Raw genomic sequence first — 26,247 nt, forward strand, 5'->3', positions numbered from 1 at the left:
GACGAACGGCGGGTCAGCCGCGGAAGCGCGGGAAGGCGCTGCGGCCGGCGTAGACGGCGGCGTCGTCCAGGATCTCCTCGATCCGCATCAGCTGGTTGTACTTGGCGACCCGCTCGGAGCGCGCCGGGGCGCCCGTCTTGATCTGGCCGCAGTTGGTGGCGACGGCCAGGTCGGCGATGGTGACGTCCTCGGTCTCGCCGCTGCGGTGGGACATCATGCACTTGAAGCCGTTGCGCTGGGCCAGCTCGACGGCGTCCAGGGTCTCGGTGAGCGAACCGATCTGGTTGACCTTCACCAGCAGCGCGTTGGCGGCGGCGGTGTCGATGCCGCGCTGCAGCCGCTCGGGGTTGGTGACGAACAGGTCGTCGCCGACGATCTGCACCTTGTCGCCGAGGGCGGCGGTGAGGGTCTGCCAGCCCTCCCAGTCCTCCTCGCTCAGCGGGTCCTCGATGGACACCAGCGGGTACGCCTGGACCAGCTCGGTGTAGTAGGCGGTCAGCTCCTCGGCGGTGTGCGCCTTGCCCTCCAGGGTGTAGACGCCGTCCGAGTAGAGCTCGGTGGCGGCCACGTCCAGCGCCAGCGCGATGTCCTGCCCGGGGGTGTAGCCGGCCTTCTGGATGGCCTCGACGATGAGGTCGAGCGCCTCGCGGTTGGACTCCAGGTTCGGCGCGAAGCCGCCCTCGTCGCCCAGGCCGGTGCCGAGACCGCGCTCCTTGAGGACCTTCTTGAGGGTGTGGTACGTCTCGGCGCCCCAGCGGACCGCCTCGGAGAACGACTCGGCGCCGATCGGCGCGATCATGAACTCCTGGATGTCCACGTTGGAGTCGGCGTGCGCGCCGCCGTTGAGGATGTTCATCATCGGCACCGGCAGCAGGTGCGCGTTGGGGCCGCCGAGGTAACGGAACAGCGGCAGGTCGCGCGACTCGGAGGCGGCGTGCGCCACGGCGAGCGAGACGCCGAGGATGGCGTTGGCGCCGAGCGAGGACTTGTCGGCGGTGGCGTCCAGGTCGAACATCGCCTGGTCGATCAGCCGCTGCTCGGTGGCGTCGTAACCGACGAGCTCGGGGCCGATCTGCTCGATGACGGCGAGGACGGCCTTCTCCACGCCCTTGCCGAGGTAGCGGGCCTGGTCCCCGTCCCGCAGCTCGAGCGCCTCGAAGGCGCCGGTGGAGGCGCCCGAGGGCACGGCCGCGCGGCCGGTGCTGCCGTCGTCGAGGCCCACCTCGACCTCGACCGTTGGGTTGCCTCGCGAGTCGAGGATCTCGCGCGCTACGACGACATCGATGGACGGCACGGGGGTCTCCTTCTGGTCAAAGGATCGTCTCTGACTTCTTCAGCTGTCTTCAGCCCCCTGAGCCTAACCGGCTCCCGGGACCGGGCCGCCCTCCAGCCCGCGCGTGGCCCGCGGGCCGGAGGGGAATCCGCAGGTCGGAGGGGGTTCCACCTTTTTGTTTACAAGGTGAAGAAAAGGCTCGGGGCCCCGGCGCGACGGTGGTGCCGTCGCGCCGGGGCCCTGATGGAGGACCCGCTGGACCGCTCGTCAGAGGGCCAGGACCTGGCCGGGGATGATCAGGTTCGGGTCGTCGCCGATGACGGACTCGTTGGCGTCGTAGATCTCGCGCCAGGTGGTGTCGTGCGCCTCGGCGATGGCGGACAGGGTGTCGCCGGCCTCGACGGTGTACTCGGAGCCGTCGCCCTCGGCCTCGGCGGCCTGCGGGGCGACGTCCTCGACCGACACCTCGGGCTCGGCCGGGGCGGCCGGCTCGGGCTCGGGCTCGGGGGCCGGCTCCTCGGCGGCGGCACCGGAGCCGCTGGGGTCGATGGCGGGCGACTCGCCGCCCGCGGAGAGGCCGGCCTGGGGGCCGCAGACGGGCCAGGCGCCCGGGCCCTGCATGGAGAGCAGCACCTCGGCGGCGGCGATCTGCTGGTCCTTGGTGGCCAGGTCGGCGCGCTCGGCGTACTGGGTGCCGCCCGCGGCCGCCCAGCTGGACTGCGAGAACTGGAGGCCACCGTAGTAGCCGTTGCCGGTGTTGATGGACCAGTCGCCGCCGGACTCGCACTGGGCGACGGCGTCCCAGGTGTCGACGGAGGCGGCGTTGGCGCCGGTGGCACCCAGCACCGGGATGGCGACGGCCGCGCCGGTGACGCCGGCCGCGGCGGCTATGCGGGTCGGCCGCGACGGACGACGGTGACGGCCCTTGCCCCTGAACAGCATGGCGTTCCTTCTCACCGACGCCTACGAGGTGAGCTGTCGGGTTCGGGCGCAGTGAGTTGCCCGGCCACGAGGAGCGTCGGCTCCCCGCGACTTCACCCCTAGCCGGTCGGGCCTCCGAAGGTCACGAAGGTCCGGCACGGCGGCCACGGCCAGGCCCTCCCGGGCCGGGGTCGTGGTGGGTCCCCCGCTCCTGCCTGCGGTGGTGCGCGATGGTGGTCCCCTAGGCCGGCGGCAGGACTCGGCGTTACGGCCTCGGCGCCCGGCGCGAAAACCGGGCGCAGGAAACTAAACACACCCCGTCTAACGGTTCAAGAACGATGAAGATCGCCCATCAGCGGCCACTTGACATGGAAGGGGGCCAAACTCCGCAGGTCACAAGGGAATCGGGCAGCTCGGGGCAGGCTGACACGCATGGGGCGAACGAGACGATGGTCACATCAGAGGATCGTGTGACGGCACTCCGGGGCGGCTCGCCTCACCGGCCGGTGACGCTCAAGTCGCCCTGCTGGTCGCCGAGAACATTGCCCGCATTGTCGCCATTGCCCGATTGGCTGGAGCGGTAGAGGTCGACCCAGCTGCCGGAGAGCCCGTTCTCGCCCGCGATGTCCAACAGCGAACGACCCGAGCCGCCGGCACCGTTCGACGACGAACCGGCCCCGGACGAGCCACCACCCCCGCCGGTCCGCGGCGCCTCGGTCGCCTCCGGGCTCGTCTCCACCTCCGGCGTCTCCTCGGGCCCCACGGCCTCCACCGGGGCACGCTCGGTGTCGCCCGGGCTCGGCACATCCAGATCCCGCAGCCGCTTCAACAGCTCCCTGATGCGGCTCGTGTCGGAGTCCTCGACCTCCCCGGCCCGCTCGCCGGAACCACCCGACGCCCGCTCCCCGGCCGCCTCGTCGGTCGCCTCGTCCGTCGCGCCGCCGGTGGCCGGATCCGTGGCCTCGCCCCGCTCCGCCGGCGTGGTGGGCGTCGTCGGGCTCCCGGACGCGTCAGGCAGCGTCGAGGGCTCCTCCACCGGCGTCCCGGCCGAGTCCTCGGGACCGCCGAACTCCTCCTCGGCCTGCGCCTCCTCGGCCTCCTCCGCCCAGTCGACGTCATCGCCCGGGTCGTCCCTGAACTCGGGCCACAGCCCCGTCAGCACCGCGCAGCCGGGGAACGCCTCCTGCCCACGGTCCGCGAGCATCCGCCCGGCCACCGTTATCTGCTGGAACCGGCTGGCCAGATCGGGACGCATCGCGAACTCGAGACCGCCGTACCGCTCCCAGTCCTCCAGACCGATCTGGAGCCCGCCGTACCGGCCGTTGCCCTCGTTGGCACTCCACACCCCACCGCTCTCGCACTCCGCGGCGGTGTCCCACGTCTCGTCACTCACGGCGTTCGCCGCCCCCGCGCTCATCAGCGGCAGGGCCAGCCCTGCGCCAGTGACCCCGGCGGCTACGACGAAGGCCGGAGCCTGTCGCGGACGACGATGACGACCAGTCCCGGAGCGCATCTGAAGGGCCTCCCAAAACGAACACTGATGCGGTTGAGGGGAACCTAGCTCCCACTGCCTCACGATCACAAGCCGATCCCACAGAGATCACGCGCGGATCACACCGCTGACACTCCGTCACCGACCGACTTCGGCTCGGGGGAGAACTCCACCGGCAGCGCACGCAGCCCCCGCATGATCAAGCCGCCACGCCACCGCAACTCCGCCTCGTCCACCGCGATCCTGACGTCCGGCAGCCGCCGCAACAGCTCCCCCAGCGCCGCCCGCGCCTCAAGCCGGGCCAACGGCGCCCCCAGGCAGTAGTGGATGCCGTGCCCGTACCCCAGATGCGGATTCCGCCGCCGCCCCAGATCCAACCGGTCAGGATCAGCGAACCGCGCCGGATCACGATCCGCCGCCGCCAACACCACCAGCACCGGCTCACCACGCGCCACCCGCTGCCCACCCAACGTCAGCGGCTCGTTCGCGAACCGCCACGTCGCCAGCTCCACCGGACCGTCATAGCGCAGCAGCTCCTCGACCGCCCTGGTCAACGCCGCCTCGTCACCCGCCGCCACCCACGCCCGCGCCCTCGCCAACTGCTCCGGATGCCGCAACAACGCCAGCATCCCGTTCCCGATGAGGTTCACCGTCGTCTCGAAACCGGCGAACAGCAGGATGAACGCCATCGCCGCCGCCTCCTCCTCCGACAGCTGCTCACCGTGGTCCGACGCCCTGATCAGCCCCGAGATCAGGTCATCCCCAAGATCCCCCCGCTTCCGGTGGATCAACTCCCCCAGATAGCCGCGCATCCGCTTCACCGCACGCCCGACGCCACCCCGCTTCCCCGACGTGTGCAGCATCATCCCCGCCCACCGCCGGAAGTCCTCCTGATCCGCCGCCGGCACCCCCAGCAGGTCACAGATCGCGTAGATCGGCAGCGGAAACGCGAACTCCCCGATCAGGTCCGCCGAGCCACGCCCCGCGAAACCGTCCACCAACCGCCCGGTCAGCTCCCGCACCCGCGGCTCGAACTCCGCCACCCGACGCGGCGTGAACGCCGCCGACACCAACCGCCGCAACCGCGTGTGATCCGGCGGATCGATGTTCAACAGGTGCGTCATCACGTTCGCGCTCCGCTCGCCCGGGATACCCACCCGCCCCGTCGCGTGCTCGGCCGCGCTGTGCCGCCCCGGGTTCTTGCTCAACCGGGGATCCGCCAACGCCCGCCTGGCGTCCGCGTACCGCGTCACCAACCACGCCTCGACCCCGCTCGGCAACACCGCCCGGTGCACCGGCGCGTGCTCACGCAACCAGGCGTACGCCGGATACGGATCGGCCGCGAACGCCCGGTCGAACAGCGCGGGACCGACCTCCTCAACCACCGGCCGCCGCCACCGAACGGTCCGGAATCACCGCCGACACCCGGAAACCACCACCGTCCGTGGGCCCCGACACGAACCCACCACCCAACGCCACCACCCGCTCCCGCATGCCCACCAGGCCGTTACCCCCACTCGGCAACCGCGCCCCACCCCCGCCGGCCGCCCCACCCCGCGGCGGATCGTTCTGCACCAGCACCGCCACCTCCCCCTCCCGATGCGCCACCCGCACCCGCGCCACCGCACCGGCAGCGTGCTTGTGCACATTGGTCAACGCCTCCTGGATCACCCGGTACGCCGTCGACTCCACCTGCGCCGCATACCCCCGCGGCTCCCCCTCGACCGCCAGATCCACCGTCATCCCGGCCGCCCGCGACTGATCCACCAGCGCCCTCACCTCCCCCAGCACCGGACCGCCGTCCTCCGCCGGCTCCCCCCGCTCACCACCGGCCGCCGCCGCCAGCTCCGCCAACCGCGACGACGCCTCCGCCGTCGGCGTCGCACCCGACCCGTTCCGCAGCACCCCCAGCATCGTCCGCAGCTCCGTCAGCGCCTGCCGCCCCATGTCCCCGATCAGCGACGCGTTCCGCGCCGCCTTCTCCGGATCCTTCACCGCCACCGCCTGCAGCGCCGCCGCGTGCACCACCATCAGACTCACCCGGTGCGCCACCACGTCGTGCATCTCCCGCGCGATCCGCCGCCGCTCCTGCTCCCGCGCCCACACCGCACGCTCCTCGGCCCGCTCGGCCAGCAGCGCCAGCTCCCGCTCCAACCCGAACGCCCGGTCCCGCAACGACTCCACCAGCCGCCGCCGCGCCCGCACGTACAGCCCGAGCAACACCGGCGGCACCGCCGACACCACCCCGAAGATCCCGGCCACCAACGGCGGGAACCACACCGGCATCTCCTGCGCGCGCAGCCCCTGGTCCTGGTCCATCAGCAGGTAGAAGACGACACTGGTGCCACTGCCCAGCATGGTGGCCAACATCGCGATCACCCGACGCGGCGCGTCCGTGGTCGCCAGGGTGTACAGACCCACCAGCGCGATCGTGGTACCGGGACAGGCCGGCAGGATCGAGATGGCCACCAACACGACGGCCACCGGGTAACGGCGACGCAGCACCACCGAGGCGCTGGCCAACGCCAACGGCAGCACGACGAGCGCCGCCGGCAACCCCGTCATGGCGGCGAAACTGAACCCCCGCGCCAGCGCCTCCCCCACCGCGACCAGCGCGATCCCCACGTCGACCACGACACTGCGGCGCCGCGTCCACCACCCCAGCCGAAACCCCCCGGCCACGGCGCCCTCCGCCCCCTGCACATTCATGGCGACCAGCCTAAGCGCCACGCCCGCCACCACCCCGGGCCATTTCCCGCGGGCCGGTCACGAGGCACAGTCCATGATCGCTCGAACTGGTGAATCGATCACCGTTCGCCCCTCGACACGGCGGCGCCGCGACGAGACTCCCCCCCCATGGACACCACCAGAAAACGGCACCCCAACGCCAAGGACCACCTGCGCGCCAGAGCCCGCGAGCTGCGCCGCGCGGGCAGGACCTACGACGAGATCGTCGCCGAACTCGGAGTCTCGAAGAGCTCGGTCTCCCTGTGGGTGCGGGACCTCCCGAAGCCGGTCGCCTCAGCGGAGCGCATGCGGCGCATGAGCGAGGCCAGGTGGGGGCCCTACCGGCAGCGACGGGCACTGGAGCGCCAGTCACTCATCGAGAGGGCACGGACGGACGTCGGGCGCCTCACCGACAGAGAGCTATTTCTGATCGGGGTCGGGCTGTACTGGTCCGAAGGCGCCAAGAGCAAGGCGCACCGGCCGCAGGAGTACGTGGCTTTCATCAACAGCGATCCCGGCATGATCAGAGTGTTCCTCGCCTGGCTCCGCCTCATGGAGGTCCCGGACGAGCAGCGAGGCTTTCGCGTGATGATCCACGAAACAGCCGATGTGGCCGGAGCGGAGCAGTACTGGGCCGGTCTGGTCGGGATCGCGCGCGACCGCCTCTCCAAGACGACCCTGAAGCGGCACAATCCGAAGACCGTCCGCAAGAACACCGGCGCGACCTACCGAGGCTGCCTGGTGGTGACCGTGCGGCAGAGCGCAGAGCTCTACCGTCGCATTGAAGGCGCCTGGACTGGCATAGTGTTGGGCACGGACTCGGCTTCCTGACCCCGAGGGCAGGAATGTCCGATATGGTCCCCCATGGTGTAATTGGCAGCACTGCGGTTTTTGGTGCCGTATGTCCAGGTTCAAGTCCTGGTGGGGGAGCCTGTTTTCGATCTCACCGGCCCAGTTGCCGCAGGCAGAGCTGCTCGTCGGCCCGCAGCTGTAGCACCAGTTGGTCGTAGGGGCCGCGTTCCAGGGTGAACTCGTGTGTCAGGCGCTGGAGTTCGGGGAGTGCCCGGGCGTACTGGCCGGTGTCGAGCAGGGTGGACGCGTACTGCTTGCGCAGGCTGCGGACGATCGTCGAGCTCTCGCCGTAGCGGGCGGCCGCGAGGGGCAGGGTGCGGCTGAGGAGGTCGGCCACCTGGTGGTAGCGGCCGAGGGCCAGCAGGCGTTTGACCTCGTCGAGGGCCGCGCCGAGGTCGGGTTCCGTGGGGCGGCTGGGGGGCCAGGGGGCCATCGGGTGCCAGAAGGGGCGGGTCGGGTCCATCGGGATGGCCGGTGGGGCCGAGGGGCCCGGCTGGGGCAGCAGCGGGGCGAGGACGGTGAAGACCTGGCCGGTGTCGGTGGGCCTGGCCGCCGGGTCCTTGGCGAGGAGTTGGTGGACGAGTGCGGCGAGCTGCGGTGGCGCGTCGGGGCGCAGTCGCTGGACCGGGATGGGCTCCTCGTGCAGTTTCTTGTAGAGCAGCCCGGCGGCGTTGGGGGCGGTGAACGGGGCCTGGCCGGTGAGGAGTTCGTAGCCGATGGCGCCGAGCGCGTAGAGGTCGGCGGCGGGGCCGACGGGTGGGTCGCCGACGGCCTGTTCCGGGGCCATGTAGACGGGTGTGCCGACCATGGCGCCGGTGCGGGTGAGGCGGGTGTCCTCGCCGTCGCCGCGGACGGCCGCGACGCCGAGGTCGAGGATGGTGGCGCGGCCGTCGGGGCGGATCATGATGTTGCTGGGTTTGAGGTCGCGGTGGACGATGGCGACGGCGTGCACGGCGGCGAGGGCGGAGCAGAGCTGGGCGAGTACGGCGACGGCCCAGGGCCAGGGGTAGGGGTCGTGTTCGGCGAGGTGGTCGGCGAGGTCGGAGCCCTCGATGAGCTGCATGATCAGGAAGAGTTCGTCGCCGTCGCGGCCGGCGTCGTGGATGGCGACGAGTCCCGGGTGGTCGACGCGGGCGGTGGCGCGGCACTCGCGGAGGAAGCGGCGGCGCAGTTCGTCGGGGTCGGTGGTGCCGGAGAGGGAGGCGAGGCGGTCGGCGTGCAGGAGTTTGACGGCGACGCGGCGGCCGCCGAGGGCGACGTCGCGTCCTGACCAGACCTCGCCCATGCCGCCCTTGCCGAGGGGTTCGGTGAGTTCGTAGCGTCCGGCGAGGAGTCGGCCGCCGGTCATGGGCGGTCCTGGCGGGGGTCGTGCTGGGCGCGGCGCAGGTATTCGCCGAGTTCGTCGAGTTCGGAGGCGACCTGGCGCATGCGGGGCGACGTCCTGGGCTCGACGGGCGCGGGGGGCACGGGGGGCGCGACGACGGGTGCGGGTGCCGGGGGGTAGCCGTAGCCGGTGGGGTGGTAGGGGGTGGGGGGTGGCGCCGCCGGGTAGCCGGGTGTGGTGGGGCGTGGGAAGCGGTCGGCGAGGACGGCGTGGAGGGTGGCGCCGATGAAGTAGGCGACGAGGTAGAAGCCGACGAGGGCGCTGAGGCCGTCGTCGGCGTCGTCCGGGATGTAGGCGACGAGGATGATCTCGGCGGCGGTGAGGGCGCAGAAGAGGCCGAGGACGGCCCAGTCCTGGTTGCGGCGGCGGATGATCGCGAAGCGCAGCGAGGGCACCCAGGCGAGCAGCCCCAGGGAGAGGGTCGGGATCAGGGCGAACGCGACCCGTACGGCGATGGCCGCGGCGCCGGGTCCGGTGGACCGCGGTGGCACGGGTGACGCGGGTGGCGGGCCGTACATCGTCACTCCCCCCTCGGCAGCTGCGGGCAGGATCATATAACCCGCCGGTCACATCTGGCGGTCAGTCTCCGGGCGGCAGAGTGCCCTCGGTGAGGCCGTCGATGGTGCCCTGGGTGAGCCGTCGGCCGAGTTCGCCGGCGCGGCGCAGCGCGGTCTCGAACGCGGCGAGTTCGGCGAAGCGGCGGCCGTAGCGGCGTTGGGTGGCGAGGGGGAGCCTGGGCACCCGCAGTCGGCGGATGTCGACCCGGGTGGCGCTGGAGGCGTAGCTGCTGGCCTGTCGGGTGTTGGCGGTGCCGCGCAGGAAGCCGGCGAGGAACCAGGGGTTGAGTGCCTCGGGGTCGGGGCGCAGCAGTCCGGTGTGTCGGTCGGGGACGGTGCCGCCCTCGTCGTCGCCGACGACTCGGGTCTGGCGTTCGCCGTCGACGAGGGGGACGAGGACGTCGCCCGGCCTGGCGGGTGGCGGTGGGTCGCCGGCCGCGGTGGTGAGGTGGAGTTCGAGGGCGCCGGCGCGGGCGAGTTCGCCGATGGTGACGGTGGACCAGTGGGGTCCGGGTGCGGCGGCGGTGGCGGGCGGCGCGCTGGGGGCGAGGTCCTGGCCGCGGCGCAGGGTGGCGGTGAGCTCGCGGTGCAGGGCGGCGAGGGCGGCCGTGCCGCTGGTCTGGGCGGGTGGCGGCAGGTGGCGGGCGGGGGCGAGGTCGACCTCGTCGTCGAGGAGGTCGATGACGGGCAGGGCGCGGTGCACGCCGGGGCGCTCCGGTAGGTCGCCGGCGCGGTCGAAGTCGTGCCAGGCGTCGAGCACGGTGTGGCGCAGGGCGGGCCAGTCGAGGCCGGCGCGGCCGGTGGCGCGGTGGGCGGTGGCGGTGTCGACGACCAGCAGTCGGGGGTTCGAGACGGCGCCGGCTTCGGTGTCGGGCCTGCGCAGTACCCACAGGTGGAGTGGGAGGGCGTGGGGGGGCGCGGCGCCGGCGGGCAGCGCGATGACGGCGCGGAGGGCGCCGCGGCGGAGGAGGGTGGCGCGGACGCGGCGGCCGGTGCGGCGGGAGGCGGCGGCCGGCGGCATCAGCAGGACGGCGGTGCCGCCGGGCCTGAGTTTGGCCAGGGCGTGCTGTACCCAGGCGAGTTCGGACTCGGCGCGGGCGGGGAGGCCGTACTCCCAGCGGGGGTCGTAGGTGAGTTCGTCGTGGCCCCAGTGGCGCTCGTTGAACGGTGGGTGGCAGAGCACGGCGTCGACGGAGAGGCGGGGGAAGGCGTCGGCGAGGAGGCTGTCGCCGGCTCTGATGTGCACGGTCGCGGTGCCGCGCAGGGCGAGGCGGAGGCCGCCGAGGCGGGCGAGGGCGTGGTCGGTCTCCTGGCCGTAGAGCTCGACGGGCCAGCTGCCGTCGGCGTGGGCGCGGGCGGCGGCCAGCAGGGTGCAGGGTCCGCAGGCGGGGTCGAGCACGGAGTCGGCCGGTCCCGCGATGGCCGCCATCAGGGCGGCGGTCTCGGGCGGGGTGAGGGTGAGCTGACGGGCGGCGGCGTCGAGGTGGCGGCCGAGGAGGAACTCGTAGGCGCCGGCGGGGCCGAGTTCGGCGGCGAGGGTGGCGGTGGCCGCGGCGAAGGGGCCGGCCTCGGGCGGGGCGCTGGCGCCGCGTGCCAGCAGTTGTTCGCCGGCCCGGCCGAGTGCGTCGGCGGGTCCTTCCCGGTCCGACTCGACGAGCTGCCACAGTCGCTCCCTGACCGGGACCTCGGCGAGCTTGCCCAGGTCGCGGAGCCAGCGCTCGATCTCGGGGAGCGAGAAGGTGGGGCTGCTCTCGGTGCCGCCGACCGGGCGCGGGAAGTTCTCGTACCGGCGGCGCCAGTTGCTCACGGCGGCGCGTCCGACTCCGGCGAGTCTCGCGATCCCCGCGGCGGTGACCTCGTTGTTCTCCCCCACCTGTCGCTCTCCCCTCGGTCCCCTGGCCGTTTCCCCGACCTTACCGAGCCTCGGGGTCCACATCGAGTTTTTCGTCGCGATGCGCCGTTCGCCAATTCGCCTGTTGACTCGATTCACAAGCCATGGTCTGATTGTCGCACCGGCCCACAGGGCCTGGTGGGGCGACCGGCACCGGTGAGGGGTTCCGGTGCCGGCGCCTCGCCGGCGAGGCTTGGCCACGTCGCGCCTGCGGCGCGTTGTGGCCTGCGGCGCGTTGTGGCCTGCGGCGCTCAGCAACGCGGCCCCGGCGGGGCGTCACGCCTGCGGCGCTCAGCCACCCGGCCGCGGCGCTGCGTTGTTGCCTGCGGCGCCCAGCAACGCGGCCCCGGCGTTGCGTCACACCTGCGGCGTTCAACGAACCGGCCCCCACTGCGCCGCACCGCGGCACTCACCCACCCGGCCCGGCACGGCACCGCATCAGCGGCGCCCAACCACACGGCCCCCGCACTGCGCGCCGGACGGCCGCGACATGCAGCGAGCATGGGCCGCACCGGCACCACCCACGGCCTTGCGCGGCGGAGCCGCGTGGCCCCGGCGGCGTAGCCGCCGTGGGCTGAGGCGACCCACACGCCACCCCTGCCGGGAGGCAACCGCACATCTGACTTTCGGCAGTGTCGGGCCGCCGTCCGACGCCCTTACCGTCGGCTCCGTGAACAGCACGGTGATCGAGGATGAGGGCGGCGTCGGGGCCGCGGTTCGGCGGTGGGCGGGGGCGGTGGCGGTCGCGGGGTGCGCCGCGCTCAGCATGGTGTCCCTGTGGTGGGTCGTTCCAACCGCCGTCGCCGCGTTCCTGGCCGGCCGGCGCCCCGGCAGGGCGGCCCCGACGCTGCTTCCCCTGGTCGCGATCCTCGCCGCCGGCGTTGTGGCGTTGCCCCTCGTGCCCGCCTGGCTCCCGCTGGCCAGCCGGTTCGTGACCGTGGTGGTCGCCGGCACGATGCTGCCCTGGTTCGCGGGCCGGTTCTGGTGCCAGTACCAGCAGTTGGTCCGGGCCGGATGGGAGCGTGCCGAGCAACTGCAGCGCGAGCAGCGGCTCATCGTCGACCAGGCCCGGCTGCGGGAGCGGGCGCGGATAGCCCAGGACATGCACGACGTCATCGGCCACGACCTCAGCCTGATCGCCCTGTCGGCCGGCGCCCTCAAGCTCGCGCCGGGTCTCGACGAGCGGCACCGGGAGGCCGCGGGCGACATCAGGGCCAGGGCGGCGGCCGCGGTGGAGCGGCTCGGCGAGGTGATCGGAGTCCTACGCGAGGAGGGGGACGACACGCTGCCGGACCCAGGCAGCGCCGGCCTCGCCGGGCTGACCGCCGGTGCGGTCGCGGCCGGACTTGCGGTGGAGTCGCGCGTCGAGGGCACGGCGGAGGACCTGCCGCCGGTGGTCAGAGCGGCGGCGCACCGGGTCGTGCGGGAGGCGCTGACCAACGTCGCGAAGCACGCGCCCGGCGCGACGGCGACCGTCCGCGTGACGCACACGGCCGCGGAGACGAGGGTCGTGGTGGAGAACGGCCCGCCGTCGCCCACAGCCGGCCCACCGCCCGGGCCCCGGAGCGGCGGGCGCGGGCTCATCGGTCTGGAGGAGCGGGTGCGGCTGGCCGGTGGTTCCTTCGAGCACGGCCCGCGCGGCGGAGGCTACGCCGTCGTCGCGCGGATCCCACACGACGCTTCGTCCGCGCCACCGCCGCCCGCGCCCGCTGCGGCCGGCGGCGAGCTGCCACGGGAACACCGGCGGGCCCGGCGCCGCGTCGGTCGGGCCCTGGTCGGCACGATCATGGTGCCGCTGGTGACGGGAGCCCTGCTGAGCGGAGCGCTCATCGGCTGGGAGACGCTGTCGGCGGCACAGTCGGTCCTGGACCCGCGCGACTACGCCCGCCTGCGCGTGGGACAGAATCGGTCCGAGGTGGAGCGTCTCCTGCCGGACCGGCAGACGAACCACCGACCGCTGACTCCCGAGCCGACAGGAGACGGCATGACGTGCGAGTACTACGCGATGACGGCGGACCGGTTCGACGACCGGTCGGGCGACGCGTACCGCCTCTGCTTCCGGGAGGACACCCTGGTGTCCTTCGACGCCCTGACGCCGTGAGCGTTCGATGATCCGGGTGCTGATCGCCGACGACGAGCCGATGATCCGCGCGGGGGTGCGCGCCGTCCTCGCCACGGATCCGGAGATCGAGGTCGTCGCCGAGGCCGGCGACGGGCAGGACGCCGTGGAGCTGGCGCGGCGTCACCGTCCCGCGGTGGCCGTGCTCGACATCCGCATGCCGGGAATCAACGGCATCGAGGCGGCGGCGGAGATCCGCCGCACGGTGCCGAGCACGAGCGTCATCGTGCTGACGACCTTCGGCGAGGACGACTACATCCTCCGAGCGCTCGGCGGCGGCGCGGCGGGCTTCCTGATCAAGTCGGGCGAGCCCGAGGAACTGGTCGCCGGGGTCAGGGCGGTGGCCGAGGGCGGCGCCTACCTGTCACCGAAGGTCGCGGCCCGGGTCGTGGCGCACCTCGCCGCGACGGGCGCGGGCACCGTGGCCGGTCGGCGCTCCGCCGCCCGCGACCGGGTCGCCGCCCTCACGGCCAGGGAGCGGGAGGTGCTGGCCTTTCTCGGTGGCGGCCTGTCCAACGGGCAGATCGCCCGCCGGCTGCACCTGGTGGAGGGGACGGTCAAGGCCCATGTGAGTTCCATCCTGGCGCGACTGGGCGTGGACAACCGGGCGGCCGCCGCGGTCGTGGCCCACGAGGCCGGGATCGTTCCCCCGCCTCCCCAACCGTGACGCCGCCCGCTCCGCGCGTGGCAGGCACGCGAGCAGCGCAGCGGCCACCACGGCGCCGCCGAGCACCGCGCCAGCCAGCACGTCGTGCGGGTAGTGGACTCCCACCAGCACCCGCAGCAGCGCGGCGGCCCCGGCCAGCGGCAGCGTGACGACGGCGAGGCGCGGCCACAGCACGGCGAGACCGACCGCCAACGCGGCCGCCAGGGTGGCGTGGTTGCTGGGGAACGACCAGTCCCCCGCCCCGGGACACTCCGCGACGGGCTCGACCGCCGCGCGCACCGCGCGGCACGGCCGCTCCTCGTCCACCACCAGCTTCACCGCCTCGCTCACCGCGTAGGCCGCGACGGTGCCGAGCCCCGTCAACACCGTCCCCGCGACCCCCCGCGGGTCCCCGCGGCGGAGCGCCGTCCACCACATCCAGACCAGCGTCATCCCGAGGATCACCAGAGTGCCCTCGGTGGCCACCTCGAACACCGGGCCCAGCCATGACGGCGCGTCCGCCACGGCCTCGGTCACCGAGCGGTAGGCGGAGGCCGAGACACCCCCGGTGACCTCGACCGGGTGAGGCTCGCCGAGACCACCGGGGGCCAGCCAGGCGACGACGCCCGCTCCCACGCCCAGGAGGGCCAGCGCGCCGAGCGGCCGACCGGCCCGGGTTCTCTGTCGCGGTTCTCGATTCATGACGCCCGAACGTAGAAGCGGGAACGGGCGCGGACCCGGGCCGAACGGCAGAACCGGCCCCTGACGATCGTCAGGGTTGACAGGGCTGGGTCAGTCGCGTGGTGCGGTGATGCCCTGGACCACGCCGAGGTCGAGGAGGTCCTGCGGGCGGAGGCGGAGTTCGTTCGCGGTGGGTTCGGCGGCGGCTGGCTCGCGTTTGAGGATGGCGGCCGCCGCCTCGGGGTTGATGACGGCGAAGTAGCTGTCGGGCGTGGCCCAGGTGTTGCCCGGCGCGGCCAGCGCCAGCGCTCCGCCGGAGCCGCCCTCGCCGATCAGCAGGGAGGTCACCGGCACCGGGGCGGTCGCGACGGCCGCGAAGAGGTCGGCGATGGCGGGGCCGGCGCCGGCGTGTTCGGCCGCCGCGTCGTTGGCGGCGCCCGGCGTGTCGATGAGGGTGAGGACCGGGATGCCGAGCCGGCCGGCGAGGCGGATCAGGCGGGCCGCGGTGCGGTAGCCGGCCGGCGTGGTCCTGGTGCCGCACTGGGCGGCGTAGGCGATGGTCCGGCCGGCGTGCCGGCCGAAGCCGGCCAGCAGGCCGGGGTCCACGCCGCCGCAGCGGTCGCCGCTGATCGCCGCGCGGGTCTCGAAGTACGCGTCCAGGTACCGCGGCGCGCGGGGGCGCGTCGCGGCGCGCGCGCCCTGGACGGCCGCCCAGCCGGTCGCCGGCGGCTCGGCGGCGCCGAGCGCCGCGGGGGGCTCGGCCGGCTCCGCCGAGGGGGAGGTGAGGAGGGCCAGGTAGTGGCCGAGCGTGCCGGCCAGTGCGTCGGGTGCGACGATCGCGTCCAGGTGGCCCGCGGCCAGCTGTGCCTCGGCGGTGTACGCCGCCGGGTCGGCGTCCGCCGGCCGCACCCGGGACCCGGCGAAGCCGATCTGTGCGCCCGGCAGCCCGAGGATCACGTCGGCGCCGGCGCCCAGCGTGGCCCAGCCGCCGCCCGTGGTCGGGTCCCTGGCCACCGCGAGCTGCGCCAGGCCGGCCGCCCTGGTGAGCGCCGACTCGTGGGCCACCCGCTGGAGTTGGGCCAGTGCCCGCATGCCCTCCTGCATCCGGCTGCCGCCGGTGGCGATCAACGAGACGACCGGCAGCCGCCGTTCCCTGGCCGCCGCGTGCGCGGCGGCGAGCCGGTCGCCGGTGCGCTGGCCGAGCGAGCCGCCGAGGAAGCCGAACTCGAAGGAGACGGCGACCGCCTCGCGGCCGCCGATCCGCGCGATCCCGCAGACCACCGACTCGGTCTCGCCGGTCGCGGCCGTCGCCCGTGCCCTGGCCTCGTCGTAGCCGGGCCAGCCGAGCGGTCCGTCGGGCGGTGCCGGGGGCCCTTCGGGCTCCGGCAGCTCCTGGAAGCTCTCCGCGACGGCCGCCAGCGCGGCCCTGGCCGTCAGCCGCTCAGCCATGGGACCCGAGGGCGCGCTTCATGATCTTGCCCATCTCGTTGCGCGGCAGGCTGTCCATGAACCGCACGGTACGTGGTCGCTTGTGCGGGGCCAGTTCGCGCGCCACGTGGTCGGCGAGCGCGTCGGCGGACGGCGGCGCGGCGGGGTCGGCCGGCACCACCCAGGCGACGATCCGCTCCCCGAGGTCCGGGTCGCTCTCGCCGGTGACGGCCGCCTCCCGCACCCCGGGGTGGTCGAGGAGGGCGTTCTCGACCTCGCCCGCGCCGATCTTGTAGCCGCCGCTCTTGATCAGGTCGGTGGCCCGCCGTCCCACGATCCGCACCGCGCCGTCCGGTTCGCGGGCCGCCAGGTCGCCGGTGCGGAACCAGCCGCCGGGCGCGAACGCGGCGGCCGTGGCGTCGGGCCGGTTCAGGTAGCCGGTGAACAGGCTGGGCCCGCGCAGCTGGATCTCGCCGACGGTCTCGCCGTCCCACGCGCCGAGCTCCGCGCCCGCCTCGTCCACGAGCCGCAGCTCCATGCCGCGCAGCGGGAGCCCGACCGTGCCGGTGCGCGGCGGCCCGTCGACCGGGACGGCGGTGGTGATCAGCGTCTCGGTCATGCCGTACCGCTCGATCACCGGCCGGCCGGCGGCCGCCGCGATCCGCCGGTGGTCGGGCAACGGCAGCGCCGCGGAGCCCGAGACCAGCAGCCGCGCCCCAGCCAGCGCCTTGGCCAGCGGCTCGTCGCCGGCCGCCAGGGTCTCCGCGATGCGGTGGTACATGGTGGGCACGCCGAACAGCACGGTGCCGCCGGCGGCAAGCTCGCGGGCCACGCCCTCGGTGTCGAACCGGCCGAGGTGGCGCAGGGCCCCGCCGCGCCGCAGCGGGCCGAGGACGCCGAGGATCAGACCGTGCACGTGGAACAGCGGCAGGGCGTGCACCAGCACGTCGTCCCCGGTCCAGCGCCACGCCTCGGCGAGGCCGTCCAGGGTGGCGGCGACCGCGCGGCGCGGCAGCACCGCGCCCTTGGGCGGCCCGGTGGTGCCGGAGGTGTAGACGATCAACGCGGGCGCCTCGTCGTCGGTCGGCTCGGCCGGCGGCGCCACGGGCGGCGCCGCCAGGTCGACGGCGCGCCGCGGCAACGCGGCGAGCGGCGCCGGGAGTTGGACGCCGGGCGCGGTGAGCACCAGCTCGGGGGCGCAGTCCGCGACGATGTGGGCCAGCTCGCGTTCGCCGCTCTTCGGGTTGAGCGGCACGGCCTCGACGCCGGCGAGCAGCGCCGCGACCACGCCCACCGCGGTCTCGGCGGTGGGCGTGGCCCAGACGGCGATCCTCCGGCGCCCCGCCAGCTCGGCGGCCAGCGCGCCGGCCGCGCCGGCGACGTGGGCGTAGGAGAGGTCGGGTCCCGTGCCGAAGCGCAGCGCCGGGCGGTCGGGTCGCGCGGCCAGGGCGGGGAACAGCGGCGGCATGTGGGGTGTCTCCCTTGTCCTTGGGATCGGGTCCTTGTGGGGTGGTCAGACGAGTTCGGGGATGGCCACGAAGGCGAGCCAGACGACGGGCGGCACGGCGGCCACGATCACCCCGCCGTAGATCATCAGCTGCCGGAAGAAGCGGTCGCGGTCGACGTCGGGCGCGGCGGCCAGCACCAGCGCGCCGTTGGTGGAGAAGGGGCTGACGTCCACCACGGTGGCCGAGACGGCGAGCGCGGCGATCATGCCGGCCGCGCCGATCTCGCCCTGGAGCAGGAACGGCACGGCGAGCGGGATCAGCGCGCCCATGATGCCGACGGAGGACGCGAACGCCGAGACGATGGCGCCGATGTAGCAGATCAGGACGGCGGCGAGCAGCGGGACGCCGGTGTCGCCGACCGCGTTGCCGGCGTACTCGATGGTGCCCATGGCCTCCAGCACCCCGACGTAGGTGAGCACGCCGCAGATCAGCAGCACGGTGGGCCAGGCGATCTGGGTCACGGCCTGTCGGCCGACGGCCGGCCAGGCCACGTTGAGCAGCACGGCGAGGGTGATCGCGGACAGTCCCGCGTCGAGTTCGAAGACCAGCACGGCGACGACCAGGGCCACCAGCGCGACCAGGGTGGCCGACTTGGCCGGGTCGAGGCGGGCGGCCTCCCGGTCGCGTTCGTCGTCGGCCGCGGCGGCGCCGGTGAGCCTCAGGCCGCCGAACAGGACGAAGACGACGCCGGCGATGAGGACGTTGACGACGAGGCTGGCGAAGAAGAGGCCGAGTTCGCTGCCGGGCAGCCCCTCGCGGTCGACGATGCCGTTGACGATGGTGCCGTAGATGCTGATCGGCGAGAAACCGCCGCCCTGGGCGCCGTGCACCACCATGGCGCCCATCAGCAGCGGGCTGATGGCGTAGCGGGCGGCGAAGCTGAGCGCGATGGGCGCGACGATGGCGACGGCCGCCGGGGAGAGCGCGCCGATGCCGGTGAGGATCGCGGTGATCGCGAACATCACCCAGGGGATCAGCGATATTCGGCCGCGGACGAGGCGGATCGCGGCGTGCACCACCCAGTCGGTGGTGCCGTTGGCGCGGGCGATGGCGAACAGGTAGGTCACGCCGACCAGCACCACGAACAGGTCGCCGGGGAAGCCGGCGAAGATGCCGTCGGTGTCGAGGTCGGCGACCAGTTCCCCGACGCCGAAGGCGGCGGCGAAGGAGAGCACGCCCATGTTGATCGAGCGGGTCGTGGCGATCACGAAGACCACGACCAGGACGAGGATGGAGATGAGTTCGGGGGACAACGGGGGCTCCTCCCCTTCAGCTGCGGCCGCCATTGGCCGAGTGGCTGAACCACAGTGGAGCGGCTGGAAAGCACCGTCAAGGCTCTCGACGAAATTGGTCCAGCCACTTGGCCTCTCGACGCCGCCGGCCCCGGTGCTACCCTGCGATTCAGCCGGTGGGAGGGGCCAGCGATGTCCGAGGCACTACGGCCGATGCCCAGGCCGCGTCTGTACGAGCAGGTCGTCGACCGGCTCCGGAGTTACGTCGGCGAGGCCGGCCTGGCGGCCGGGGACCGGCTGCCGGCGGAGCGTGACCTCGCACAGCGGCTCGGGGTGAGCCGGGCGTCGGTCAGACAGGCGATCGTGGTGCTCGAGGTGCAGGGCCTGGTCGAGGTCAGACACGGCGGCGGCACCTACCTGCGGCGCGACAGCCTGGACGCCGAGCCGGTGGAGCGCCTCGTCGAGCGCCGGCGCCGGCTGCCGGACGTGCTGGAGGCGCGGGAGGCGCTGGAGACCAAGCTGGCGGAGCTGGCCGCCGAGCGGCGCACGGCCGAGGACCTGGCGGCGCTGCGGGCGGCGCTCGACCACATGTCAGAGGAGATCGGCGCGGGCGGGGACGGCGTGGAGGGCGACCGCCGCTTCCACGCGGCGGTCACGGCGGCGGCGCACAGCGGGCTGCTGGCCGAGTTCATGCGGTCGATAGCGGAGCAGATCGCGGAGAGCCGCACCGAGTCCCTGCGCCAACCGGGCCGCCCGGCCCGCTCGCTGGCCCAGCACCGGGCGATCCTGGAGGCGATCGAGTCCGGCCACCCGAAGGCGGCGGCCACCGCCATGCGCCGCCACGTCCGCACCGTGGCGAAGGTCCGCCTCCTCGCCTGGGAACCGGACCCGCCTGCCGGGCCGGCCTGCCGGCCTACCGGTCCGAAGGAACAGTAGGCCGACGGCACCGCCCGGTTCGACGGGCCACGGCCGCCGGGCGCAAAGCGACCCGGGCCTGCCGGCCCACCGGTCCGAAGGACCGACGCCCGGAGCGGTTGGCAGCGGACGCGGGGCACCCCACCGGTCGATCGGGCACCGGGCGCACGGCCGCCGGCGGTCCCGAGGCCGCGCCGCGGCAGCGCACAACCGTCGGGCCGGCCACCAGGCGGCCAACGGCCCGCACGCGCGGCCGGCCGCAGGGGACGGAGCTGCCCAACGACCGGGCCTGCCGGTTCGAAGGACCGAAAGGCCGGGGGCGTAGGGCGCGAAGCGCCCGAGCCCACGGACCAGCCCCGGCGCATGGCCCCCATCGGTCCGAAGGACCGACGCCTCAGGGCGGTAGCCACGTCGGGCGCCGAGCGCCGCCTGCGGTCTGCTGGTCCAGGGGACCAGCAGACCGGCGGCGGGAAGCGGGCGCGGGGCGCGAAGCGCCCCGGCCCGCCGGCCGGGCGTGGCGACGGCACCACGGCCCGGCTCATGTCGCACGGCGACGCCCGCGTCGTCAGACGGCCGGCGGCCAGCCGCAGGTCCTTCGGGCCCGCCCGCCGCTCGAAGGCGTCCCGGCCCGGTAGGGCCACGCGCAAGCGCGCAGAACCGCAGGCGGCTACGCGGCCTCAGCCGGCCGCCGGCCTTCGGTCCTTCGGACCGGCGGCCGGCAGGCCGAACTGGCTACTTTCGGAGGAACCACGTCGAGAGGGCGCGCCAGCGGCCCGGTTGGGGGCGGTGGGGGTCGCCGGGGGGCGGTGGGGGCGCGGTCGGGTCGACGGCGGCGCCGGGGACCGGCAGGAAGGCCGGCGGTTCGGCCGTGGTGTCGGCCGGTACGCGGGTCGGCGACATCAGCGGCAGCTCGATCGGCATCCGGACCACGTAGCTCGGGCCCCACGCCAGGTCGCGCTCGTCGATCGCGAGCCGCAGCGCCGGGAGCCGGTGCAGCAGCCGCCGGACCGCGCAGTCCACGATCAGCGTGCCGAGTTCCTGCGACGGGCAGGCGTGCGGTCCCGCGCCCCACGCCAGGTGGGCCCGGCTGGCGCGCAGCGCCTCCTCCTCCACCGGCCGCACCGCCGGGTCGAGTCCGGACGCGGCCATGGAGACGATCACCAGGTCGCCGGCGCTGATCTCGTACTGCCCCAACGTGGTGGGCGCGGTCGCCCAGTTCATGAAGACGTTGTGGACCGGCGGGTCGTCCCACAGCACGCGGTTGGCCGCCTCGGCCACGGTGACGACGCCGGACTCCACGTCGCCGCGCAGCCGGTCGTCCGTGACGAGCCGCAGCAGCGTGCTCGCGATCCACGCCGAGGTGGGGCCGAGACCGCCCTGGAGCAGCACCCGCACCTGGTCGGCGACCTCGTCGGGGTCGAAGACGCCGGTGCCGTACTGCGCGATCAGCCAGGAGGTCAGGTCGGCGCCCGGCGCCTTCAGCTTCTCCTCGACCTGTTCCCGCATCAGCTCGTCCAGGCGCCGCGCGGCAGCGGTCGCGCCGGGGCCCGCCTGGACGATCTCGAGCACGGTCTGGGAGACGGCGGTCGCCCGCTCCTCCGGCAGGCCGAGCAGGCCCATCATCACCAGCATCGGCAGCGGCTGCGCGTACCAGTTGACGACGTCGACCGGGCCGAAGGCCGGGAACGCGTCGATCAACTGGTCGGCGAGGTGGTCGACATAGCCCCGCGTGTGCTCGGGGTGCAGCCCGGCGAGCGCCTGCTCGACCGGCGCCCGCAGCCGCCGGTGTTCGGCGCCGTCGGCGGAGAACATGTTGCGGCGGCGCTCGGTCTGCTGCACGAGCGGGTGGTCGGGCACCCGGCCCTCGACCTGGTCGCGCCACCAGCGGGAGTCGTGCGTGTACACGCCCGACCGGTTGTTGAGGACCTCGACCTGTTCGCGGTGGCCCAGCACGAGCCAGCCCTGGAAGCCACCGCGCTCGTCCACCTCGACCGGCACCACCGGCCCGTACTTCTCTCTCAGGCTCCGGTAGAAGCCGACCGGGTCGTTGTCGAACTCGGGCCCGTACATCGGGACATGGCTGGCCGGAGCGCCGGCGCGCGGCGGCCAGGGGGTGCCGTCGGGCATCAGCGGGGCTGGGGAGGTCATGGAACTCCGAACGGTGATGGACAGTGCGTCACGGGTCGGTAGGTGATCGTATTACCTCAACTCCCTTGCGAGGGGGCCGATTCGGCCTTCCTCACCCACTCTCCCCACCCGCCACTCAGGAACCGGGGATGGTGGTGAGGAACTCCCCGGTCCACGCCAGCAGTTCCCGCCCGGCCAGCGGCTTTCCGCCGATCCGCGCCGTGGTCGGCCGCGGCACCAGCACCTGGCGGGTGGCCCGCTTGACGACGGAACCCGGGTAGACCCGGTTCAGCCGCAGCTCCTGCGACTCCCGCAACTCGACCGGGGAGAACCGGATCCGGCTGCCCTGGAGCGTGATGTCCGTCACGCCGCAGGAGCGGGCCAGCATCCGGAGACCGGCCACCAGCAGCAGGTTCTCGGTCGCCTCAGGCAACGGCCCGTACCGGTCGGTCAGTTCCTCCCTGACGGCCCGGATGTCGTCCTCCGTGTTGGCCGCCGCGATCGACCGGTACGCCTGGAGCCGCAGCCGCTCGCCCGGCGCGTAGTCGTGCGGCACGTGCGCGTCCACCGGCAGCTCGATCTTCACCTCCAGCAGCTCCTCCGCCGGCTCGGCCGCGCCACCGGCCTCCAGCGTCGCCCGGTAGTCGGCCACCGCCTCGCCGACCATCCGCACGTACAGGTCGAAGCCGACGCCCGCGATGTGCCCGGACTGCTCGCCGCCCAGCAGGTTGCCCGCGCCGCGGATCTCCAGGTCCTTCATCGCCACGTACATGCCGGCGCCCATCTCGGTGTGCTGGGCGATGGTGGCGAGCCGCTCGTGCGCGGTCTCGGTCAGCGGCTTCTCCGGCGGGTAGAGGAAGTACGCGTAGCCGCGCTCCCTGCCCCGGCCGACCCGGCCGCGCAGCTGGTGGAGTTGGGAGAGGCCGAAGGTGTCGCCGCGCTCCACGATCAGGGTGTTGGCGTTGGAGATGTCGATGCCGGACTCGACGATCGTCGTCGACACCAGCACGTCGAACTTCTTCTCCCAGAAGTCCACCACCACCTGTTCCAGCGCCGACTCGCCCATCTGCCCGTGCGCGGTGGCGATCCGCGCCTCGGGCACGATGGCGCGCAGCCTCGACGCCACCCGGTCGATGGACTCCACCCGGTTGTGGATGTAGAACACCTGGCCCTCGCGCAGCAGTTCGCGCCGGATGGCGGCGCCGATCTGCTTCTCCTCGTAGGGGCCGACGAACGTCAGCACCGGGTGCCGCTCCTCGGGCGGCGTGGTGATGGTGGACATCTCGCGGATGCCCGTCACGGCCATCTCCAGCGTGCGCGGGATCGGCGTCGCGGACATCGTCAGCACGTCCACGTTGGCCCGCAGCTTCTTCAGCTGCTCCTTGTGCTCGACGCCGAACCGCTGCTCCTCGTCGACGATCACCAGGCCGAGGTCCTTGAACTTCACCTCGGACGAGAACAGTCGGTGGGTGCCGATGACGACGTCGACCGAGCCGTCGCGCAACCCCTCCAGCACCGCCCTGGCCTCCGCGTCGGTCTGGAAGCGGGAGAGCGGGCGCACGTTGACCGGAAACTGCGCATAGCGCTCCGAGAACGTGCCGAAGTGCTGCTGCACCAGCAGCGTGGTCGGCACCAGCACCGCCACCTGCTTGCCGTCCTGCACGGCCTTGAACGCGGCGCGCACCGCGATCTCGGTCTTGCCGTAGCCGACGTCGCCACAGATCAGCCGGTCCATCGGGACGGACTTCTCCATGTCGTCCTTGACCTCGCCGATGGTGGTCAGCTGGTCGGGCGTCTCGGCGTAGGGGAACGCGTCCTCCAGCTCGCGCTGCCACGGCGTGTCGGGGCCGAAGGCGTGCCCGGGGGCGGCCATCCGCGCCGAGTAGAGCTTGATCAGGTCGGCGGCGATCTCCTTGACCGCCTTGCGGGCCCGCGCCTTGGTCTTGGTCCAGTCGGCGCCGCCGAGCCGGTGCAGGGACGGCGCCTCGCCGCCCACGTACTTGGTGACGAGGTCGAGCTGGTCGGTCGGCACGAACAGCCGGTCGCCGGGCTGGCCGCGCTTGGCCGGCGCGTACTCGACCAGCAGGTACTCGCGGGTCGCCCCCTGCACGGTGCGCTGCACCATCTCGACGTAGCGGCCCACGCCGTGCTGCTCGTGCACGATGTAGTCGCCGGCGGTCAGCGTCAGCGGGTCGAGCGTCTTGCGGCGGCGGGCCGGCATCCGGGTGCCGTCGCGGCCCGCCGTCTTCTGCCCGGTGAGGTCGGTCTCGGTGAGCACCGCGAGCCGCAGCCCGGGTGCCAGGAAGCCGTGCTCGACCGCCCCGCAGGAGACCTGGACCACGGACGGCGCCGGCTCCTCCGTCAGCGCCGGCACCAGCCGGGCCGCGATGCCCTCGCCGCTCAGCACCTCGACGGTGCGGCTGGCCGGGCCCTGGCCCTCGGTGAGGTAGACCACCCGCCAGCCGTCGGCCAGCCAGCCCTTGGTGTCGGCCAGGGCGCGCGCCGTGTCGCCCCGGTAGCTCTCGGCGGCCCGCAGGCCGAGCCGCAGCACGTCGTCGCCCTCGTCGAGGGACTCGTCGCCCGACGCCTGCGAGAACGGCGAGACCGACCACCAGGGCATGTCGAGCTCGGCGGCGCGCTCCCGCACCTCGGCGAGGCCGCGCAGCGAGGCGGCGCCGACGTCGATGGGCGCCTCACCGGTGTCGGACATGGCGGCGGCCGCCCAGGACGCCTGGAGGAACTCCTGGCTGGTGGCGACCAGGTCGGCGGCCCTGGTCCGCACCCGCTCCGGGTCGCAGACCACGGTCATCGCGCCGGCCGGCAGCACGTCGATCAGCAGCTCCATGTCGTCGACGAGGACGGGCGCCAGCGACTCCATGCCGTCGACCGCGATGCCCTCGGCGATCTTCCCGAGCAGCTCGTCGAGCTCGGGGTGCTCGCGGGCCAGCTCGGCGGCGCGCTCCCGCACCTCCGCCGTGAGCAGCAGCTCCCGGCACGGGGGCGCCCACAGGCCGTGCTCGGCACTGCCATCGCTCATGCCGGTCCCCGGCGTGGCCAGGGACCGCTGGTCGGCGACCTTGAAGTAGCGGATCTCCTCGACGTCGTCGCCCCAGAACTCCACCCGCAGCGGGTGCTCCTCGGTGGGCGGGAACACGTCGAGGATGCCGCCGCGCACCGCGAACTCGCCGCGCTTCTCGACCAGCTCGACCCGGGAGTAGGCGGCGGCCGCCAGCGCCTCGGTGACCTGGCCGAGGTCGGCGGTGTCGCCGGCCCGCAGCCTTACCGGCTCCAGGTCGCCGAGCCCCTTGACCTGCGGCTGCAGCACGGCCCGGATCGGGGCCACGACCACGGAGACCGGCCCGGCGCCCGGGTCGTCGGCGCTCGGGTGCGCGAGCCGGCGCAGCACGGCGAGCCGCCGGCCGACGGTGTCGGCGCGCGGCGAGAGCCGCTCGTGCGGCAGCGTCTCCCAGGCCGGGAACTCCACGACGGCGTCGGGCGCGGGCAGCAGCGAGCGCAGCGCGGCGGCCAGGTCCTCGGCCTCGCGGCCGGTCGCCGTCACCGCCAGCACGGTGCGCCCCGCGCCGGCCAGCGCCGCGACGGCGAGCGGCCGCGCCGCGGGCGGGCCGACCAGGTCCACGTGCCGCCGCCGCCCGTCGGCGGCGGCGGCGACCGCCTCGTCGAGGGCGGGGTCATGACGTACGGCGTCGAGCAGACCGGCAAGAGACATCAGGCACGCTTCCGTATCCGCGACCAAGCCACGGCTTGGCATCCAGTGAGCTGAGCACCCTCGCGCGCCACGCGCACGCGGGCACCACGAAGGCCCCGACACGGATCCTCCGGCCGGGTCCACCCGACGGGCCCCACGGCGCCGCCGGACAAACCTCAAGACTACGCGCCCACGAAGGTGACGCTGGCGCGCGGCCAAGCCACGCCGGCCACTGGCCGGCCGCCCGCCGAGCCCCGGCGCGGCCGCGCCGGCGGTGGCTCCGCACGCCCGCCTACGCGCCGCACGCGCGCCGGAAAGCCACACCCGGCCGCAGGCCGGAGCGGCGACCGGCCGGGTGCCGGAGCGGGGCCGGATCCGCGACCGGCACGCGCCGCAGGCGCCTACTCCCGGGCCGGGGCCGGGGCAGCGCACGGCGGCCAGGCGGCCGGCAACGGTGCACGGCCTACCGGCCCGGCCGGAGCCCGAGGACCGGAGCGGCACCATGTGCACGGCAACCGAAAGCCGCGGGCACCGAGGCACCCCTGGCCGCCAGGCCGCCACCGGCCGGGGGCCGGGGCAGCGCACGGCCACCCGGCCGACGTACCGGCGACTGCCGCATCCGCGACGTGCCGGGGCCTCGCCGGGCCACGGCAGAGCCGCGACCGACGAAGGCCGGATCGCCACCGTCCTGCCCGGCACGGCCCACCCATCCCCCACCACAGCGCTGCCGCGCAGCCGGCCGCGGGCAACGATGCACGGCCTACCGGCCGGGGCGGGGCCGGCCACCC

The 26,247-nt window shown here is 74.0% G+C and carries 17 protein-coding genes, 1 tRNA gene, 1 pseudogene and 1 riboswitch; of the genes and pseudogenes, 5 read left to right on the forward strand and 14 right to left on the reverse strand.

Annotation, left to right across the window (positions count from 1 at the left end; translation table 11 throughout):
- Window positions 1-13: 13 nt before the first annotated feature.
- From eno to RNC47_RS14780, 5 genes are all read right to left on the reverse strand, one after another.
- Entirely contained in the window at window positions 14-1,294 is a 1,281-nt protein-coding gene (gene eno, locus RNC47_RS14760; protein ID WP_311599010.1) for a phosphopyruvate hydratase, read from the reverse strand.
- Between the two features lie 246 nt (window positions 1,295-1,540).
- A complete protein-coding gene (locus RNC47_RS14765; RefSeq protein ID WP_311599011.1) occupies window positions 1,541-2,215 on the reverse strand; it encodes a transglycosylase family protein in 675 nt (224 codons plus the stop codon).
- A gap of 3 nt (window positions 2,216-2,218) precedes the next feature.
- Window positions 2,219-2,367, reverse strand: a riboswitch (cyclic di-AMP (ydaO/yuaA leader).
- A 323-nt stretch (window positions 2,368-2,690) separates the two neighbouring features.
- A complete protein-coding gene (locus RNC47_RS14770) occupies window positions 2,691-3,587 on the reverse strand; it encodes a transglycosylase family protein (RefSeq protein WP_311599012.1) in 897 nt (298 codons plus the stop codon).
- Window positions 3,588-3,805: 218 nt separating this feature from the next.
- Window positions 3,806-5,071 carry a cytochrome P450 family protein gene (locus RNC47_RS14775; protein ID WP_311599014.1) on the reverse strand — a complete coding sequence of 422 codons (1,266 nt, stop codon included), beginning with the start codon at window positions 5,069-5,071 and terminating at the stop codon, window positions 3,806-3,808.
- The gene (locus RNC47_RS14780) at window positions 5,064-6,395 is read right to left on the reverse strand and encodes a sensor histidine kinase (RefSeq protein WP_311599015.1); all 1,332 of its coding nucleotides are present in this window, start codon (window positions 6,393-6,395) and stop codon (window positions 5,064-5,066) included. Before RNC47_RS14780 ends, RNC47_RS14775 begins: the two co-directional genes overlap by 8 nt.
- A gap of 147 nt (window positions 6,396-6,542) precedes the next feature.
- Here RNC47_RS14780 and RNC47_RS14785 point away from each other — a divergent pair, with 147 nt between their 5' ends.
- Both RNC47_RS14785 and RNC47_RS14790 read left to right on the forward strand, forming a co-directional pair.
- Window positions 6,543-7,244: a hypothetical protein gene (locus RNC47_RS14785; RefSeq protein ID WP_311599016.1), complete on the forward strand. Its 702-nt coding sequence runs from the start codon at window positions 6,543-6,545 to the stop codon at window positions 7,242-7,244.
- Between the two features lie 27 nt (window positions 7,245-7,271).
- A tRNA-Gln gene (locus tag RNC47_RS14790) sits at window positions 7,272-7,343 on the forward strand.
- Between the two features lie 13 nt (window positions 7,344-7,356).
- Here RNC47_RS14790 and RNC47_RS14795 read toward each other — a convergent pair.
- The 3 genes from RNC47_RS14795 to RNC47_RS14805 all read right to left on the reverse strand — a co-directional run bounded on the left by RNC47_RS14795 (window position 7,357) and on the right by RNC47_RS14805 (window position 11,079).
- Window positions 7,357-8,613 (reverse strand): serine/threonine-protein kinase, encoded by a 1,257-nt coding sequence (locus RNC47_RS14795; RefSeq protein WP_311599017.1) that lies wholly within the window; start codon window positions 8,611-8,613, stop codon window positions 7,357-7,359.
- Window positions 8,610-9,140, reverse strand: coding sequence for a hypothetical protein (locus RNC47_RS14800; RefSeq protein ID WP_311599019.1), 531 nt, complete (start codon window positions 9,138-9,140; stop codon window positions 8,610-8,612). The genes RNC47_RS14795 and RNC47_RS14800 overlap by 4 nt, the downstream gene beginning before the upstream one ends.
- Window positions 9,141-9,228: 88 nt before the next feature.
- Window positions 9,229-11,079, reverse strand: a complete 1,851-nt coding sequence (locus RNC47_RS14805; protein WP_311599020.1) for an N-6 DNA methylase — start codon at window positions 11,077-11,079, stop codon at window positions 9,229-9,231.
- 784 nt (window positions 11,080-11,863) lie between these two features.
- On the opposite strand from RNC47_RS14805, the gene RNC47_RS14810 reads away from it, so the two are divergent.
- Together RNC47_RS14810 and RNC47_RS14815 are read left to right on the forward strand one after the other, a co-directional pair.
- Window positions 11,864-13,198 (forward strand): sensor histidine kinase, encoded by a 1,335-nt coding sequence (locus RNC47_RS14810; RefSeq protein WP_311599085.1) that lies wholly within the window; start codon window positions 11,864-11,866, stop codon window positions 13,196-13,198.
- A gap of 7 nt (window positions 13,199-13,205) precedes the next feature.
- The gene (locus RNC47_RS14815; RefSeq protein WP_311599022.1) at window positions 13,206-13,883 is read left to right on the forward strand and encodes a response regulator transcription factor; all 678 of its coding nucleotides are present in this window, start codon (window positions 13,206-13,208) and stop codon (window positions 13,881-13,883) included.
- Here RNC47_RS14815 and RNC47_RS14820 read toward each other — a convergent pair.
- From RNC47_RS14820 to RNC47_RS14835, 4 genes and pseudogenes are all read right to left on the reverse strand, one after another.
- Window positions 13,845-14,564: pseudogene (locus RNC47_RS14820) on the reverse strand (phosphatase PAP2 family protein); the annotation flags it as partial. The gene RNC47_RS14815 and the pseudogene RNC47_RS14820 overlap by 39 nt on opposite strands.
- Window positions 14,565-14,654: 90 nt before the next feature.
- Entirely contained in the window at window positions 14,655-15,992 is a 1,338-nt protein-coding gene (locus RNC47_RS14825; RefSeq protein ID WP_311599023.1) for a carboxyl transferase domain-containing protein, read from the reverse strand.
- Complete coding sequence (locus RNC47_RS14830) at window positions 15,985-17,439, reverse strand: acyl-CoA synthetase (RefSeq protein ID WP_311599025.1); 1,455 nt, start codon at window positions 17,437-17,439, stop codon at window positions 15,985-15,987. The genes RNC47_RS14825 and RNC47_RS14830 overlap by 8 nt, the downstream gene beginning before the upstream one ends.
- Before the next feature lie 45 nt (window positions 17,440-17,484).
- Window positions 17,485-18,732 carry an SLC13 family permease gene (locus RNC47_RS14835; RefSeq protein WP_311599027.1) on the reverse strand — a complete coding sequence of 416 codons (1,248 nt, stop codon included), beginning with the start codon at window positions 18,730-18,732 and terminating at the stop codon, window positions 17,485-17,487.
- Between the two features lie 171 nt (window positions 18,733-18,903).
- Here RNC47_RS14835 and RNC47_RS14840 point away from each other — a divergent pair, with 171 nt between their 5' ends.
- Window positions 18,904-19,647: a FadR/GntR family transcriptional regulator gene (locus tag RNC47_RS14840; protein ID WP_311599028.1), complete on the forward strand. Its 744-nt coding sequence runs from the start codon at window positions 18,904-18,906 to the stop codon at window positions 19,645-19,647.
- Between the two features lie 711 nt (window positions 19,648-20,358).
- Here the strand turns inward: RNC47_RS14840 and RNC47_RS14845 are convergent.
- Together RNC47_RS14845 and mfd are read right to left on the reverse strand one after the other, a co-directional pair.
- Window positions 20,359-21,774, reverse strand: coding sequence for a cytochrome P450 family protein (locus RNC47_RS14845; protein ID WP_311599029.1), 1,416 nt, complete (start codon window positions 21,772-21,774; stop codon window positions 20,359-20,361).
- A 115-nt stretch (window positions 21,775-21,889) separates the two neighbouring features.
- A complete protein-coding gene (gene mfd / locus RNC47_RS14850) occupies window positions 21,890-25,480 on the reverse strand; it encodes a transcription-repair coupling factor (protein ID WP_311599030.1) in 3,591 nt (1,196 codons plus the stop codon).
- Window positions 25,481-26,247: the final 767 nt, after the last annotated feature.

This window comes from Streptomyces millisiae, from assembly GCF_031845425.1.
Lineage (GTDB): Bacteria > Actinomycetota > Actinomycetes > Streptomycetales > Streptomycetaceae > Streptomyces > Streptomyces millisiae.

Coding starts and splice junctions, on each gene's coding strand:
- RNC47_RS14765 (WP_311599011.1), bottom strand. CDS start 2,215: ATGCTGTTCAGGGGCAAGGGCCGTCACCGTCGTCCGTCGCGGCCGACC.
- RNC47_RS14780 (WP_311599015.1), bottom strand. CDS start 6,395: ATGAATGTGCAGGGGGCGGAGGGCGCCGTGGCCGGGGGGTTTCGGCTG.
- RNC47_RS14785 (WP_311599016.1), top strand. CDS start 6,543: ATGGACACCACCAGAAAACGGCACCCCAACGCCAAGGACCACCTGCGC.
- RNC47_RS14795 (WP_311599017.1), bottom strand. CDS start 8,613: ATGACCGGCGGCCGACTCCTCGCCGGACGCTACGAACTCACCGAACCC.
- RNC47_RS14810 (WP_311599085.1), top strand. CDS start 11,864: ATGGTGTCCCTGTGGTGGGTCGTTCCAACCGCCGTCGCCGCGTTCCTG.
- RNC47_RS14815 (WP_311599022.1), top strand. CDS start 13,206: ATGATCCGGGTGCTGATCGCCGACGACGAGCCGATGATCCGCGCGGGG.
- RNC47_RS14825 (WP_311599023.1), bottom strand. CDS start 15,992: ATGGCTGAGCGGCTGACGGCCAGGGCCGCGCTGGCGGCCGTCGCGGAG.
- RNC47_RS14830 (WP_311599025.1), bottom strand. CDS start 17,439: ATGCCGCCGCTGTTCCCCGCCCTGGCCGCGCGACCCGACCGCCCGGCG.
- RNC47_RS14840 (WP_311599028.1), top strand. CDS start 18,904: ATGTCCGAGGCACTACGGCCGATGCCCAGGCCGCGTCTGTACGAGCAG.
- RNC47_RS14845 (WP_311599029.1), bottom strand. CDS start 21,774: ATGACCTCCCCAGCCCCGCTGATGCCCGACGGCACCCCCTGGCCGCCG.
- mfd (WP_311599030.1), bottom strand. CDS start 25,480: ATGTCTCTTGCCGGTCTGCTCGACGCCGTACGTCATGACCCCGCCCTC.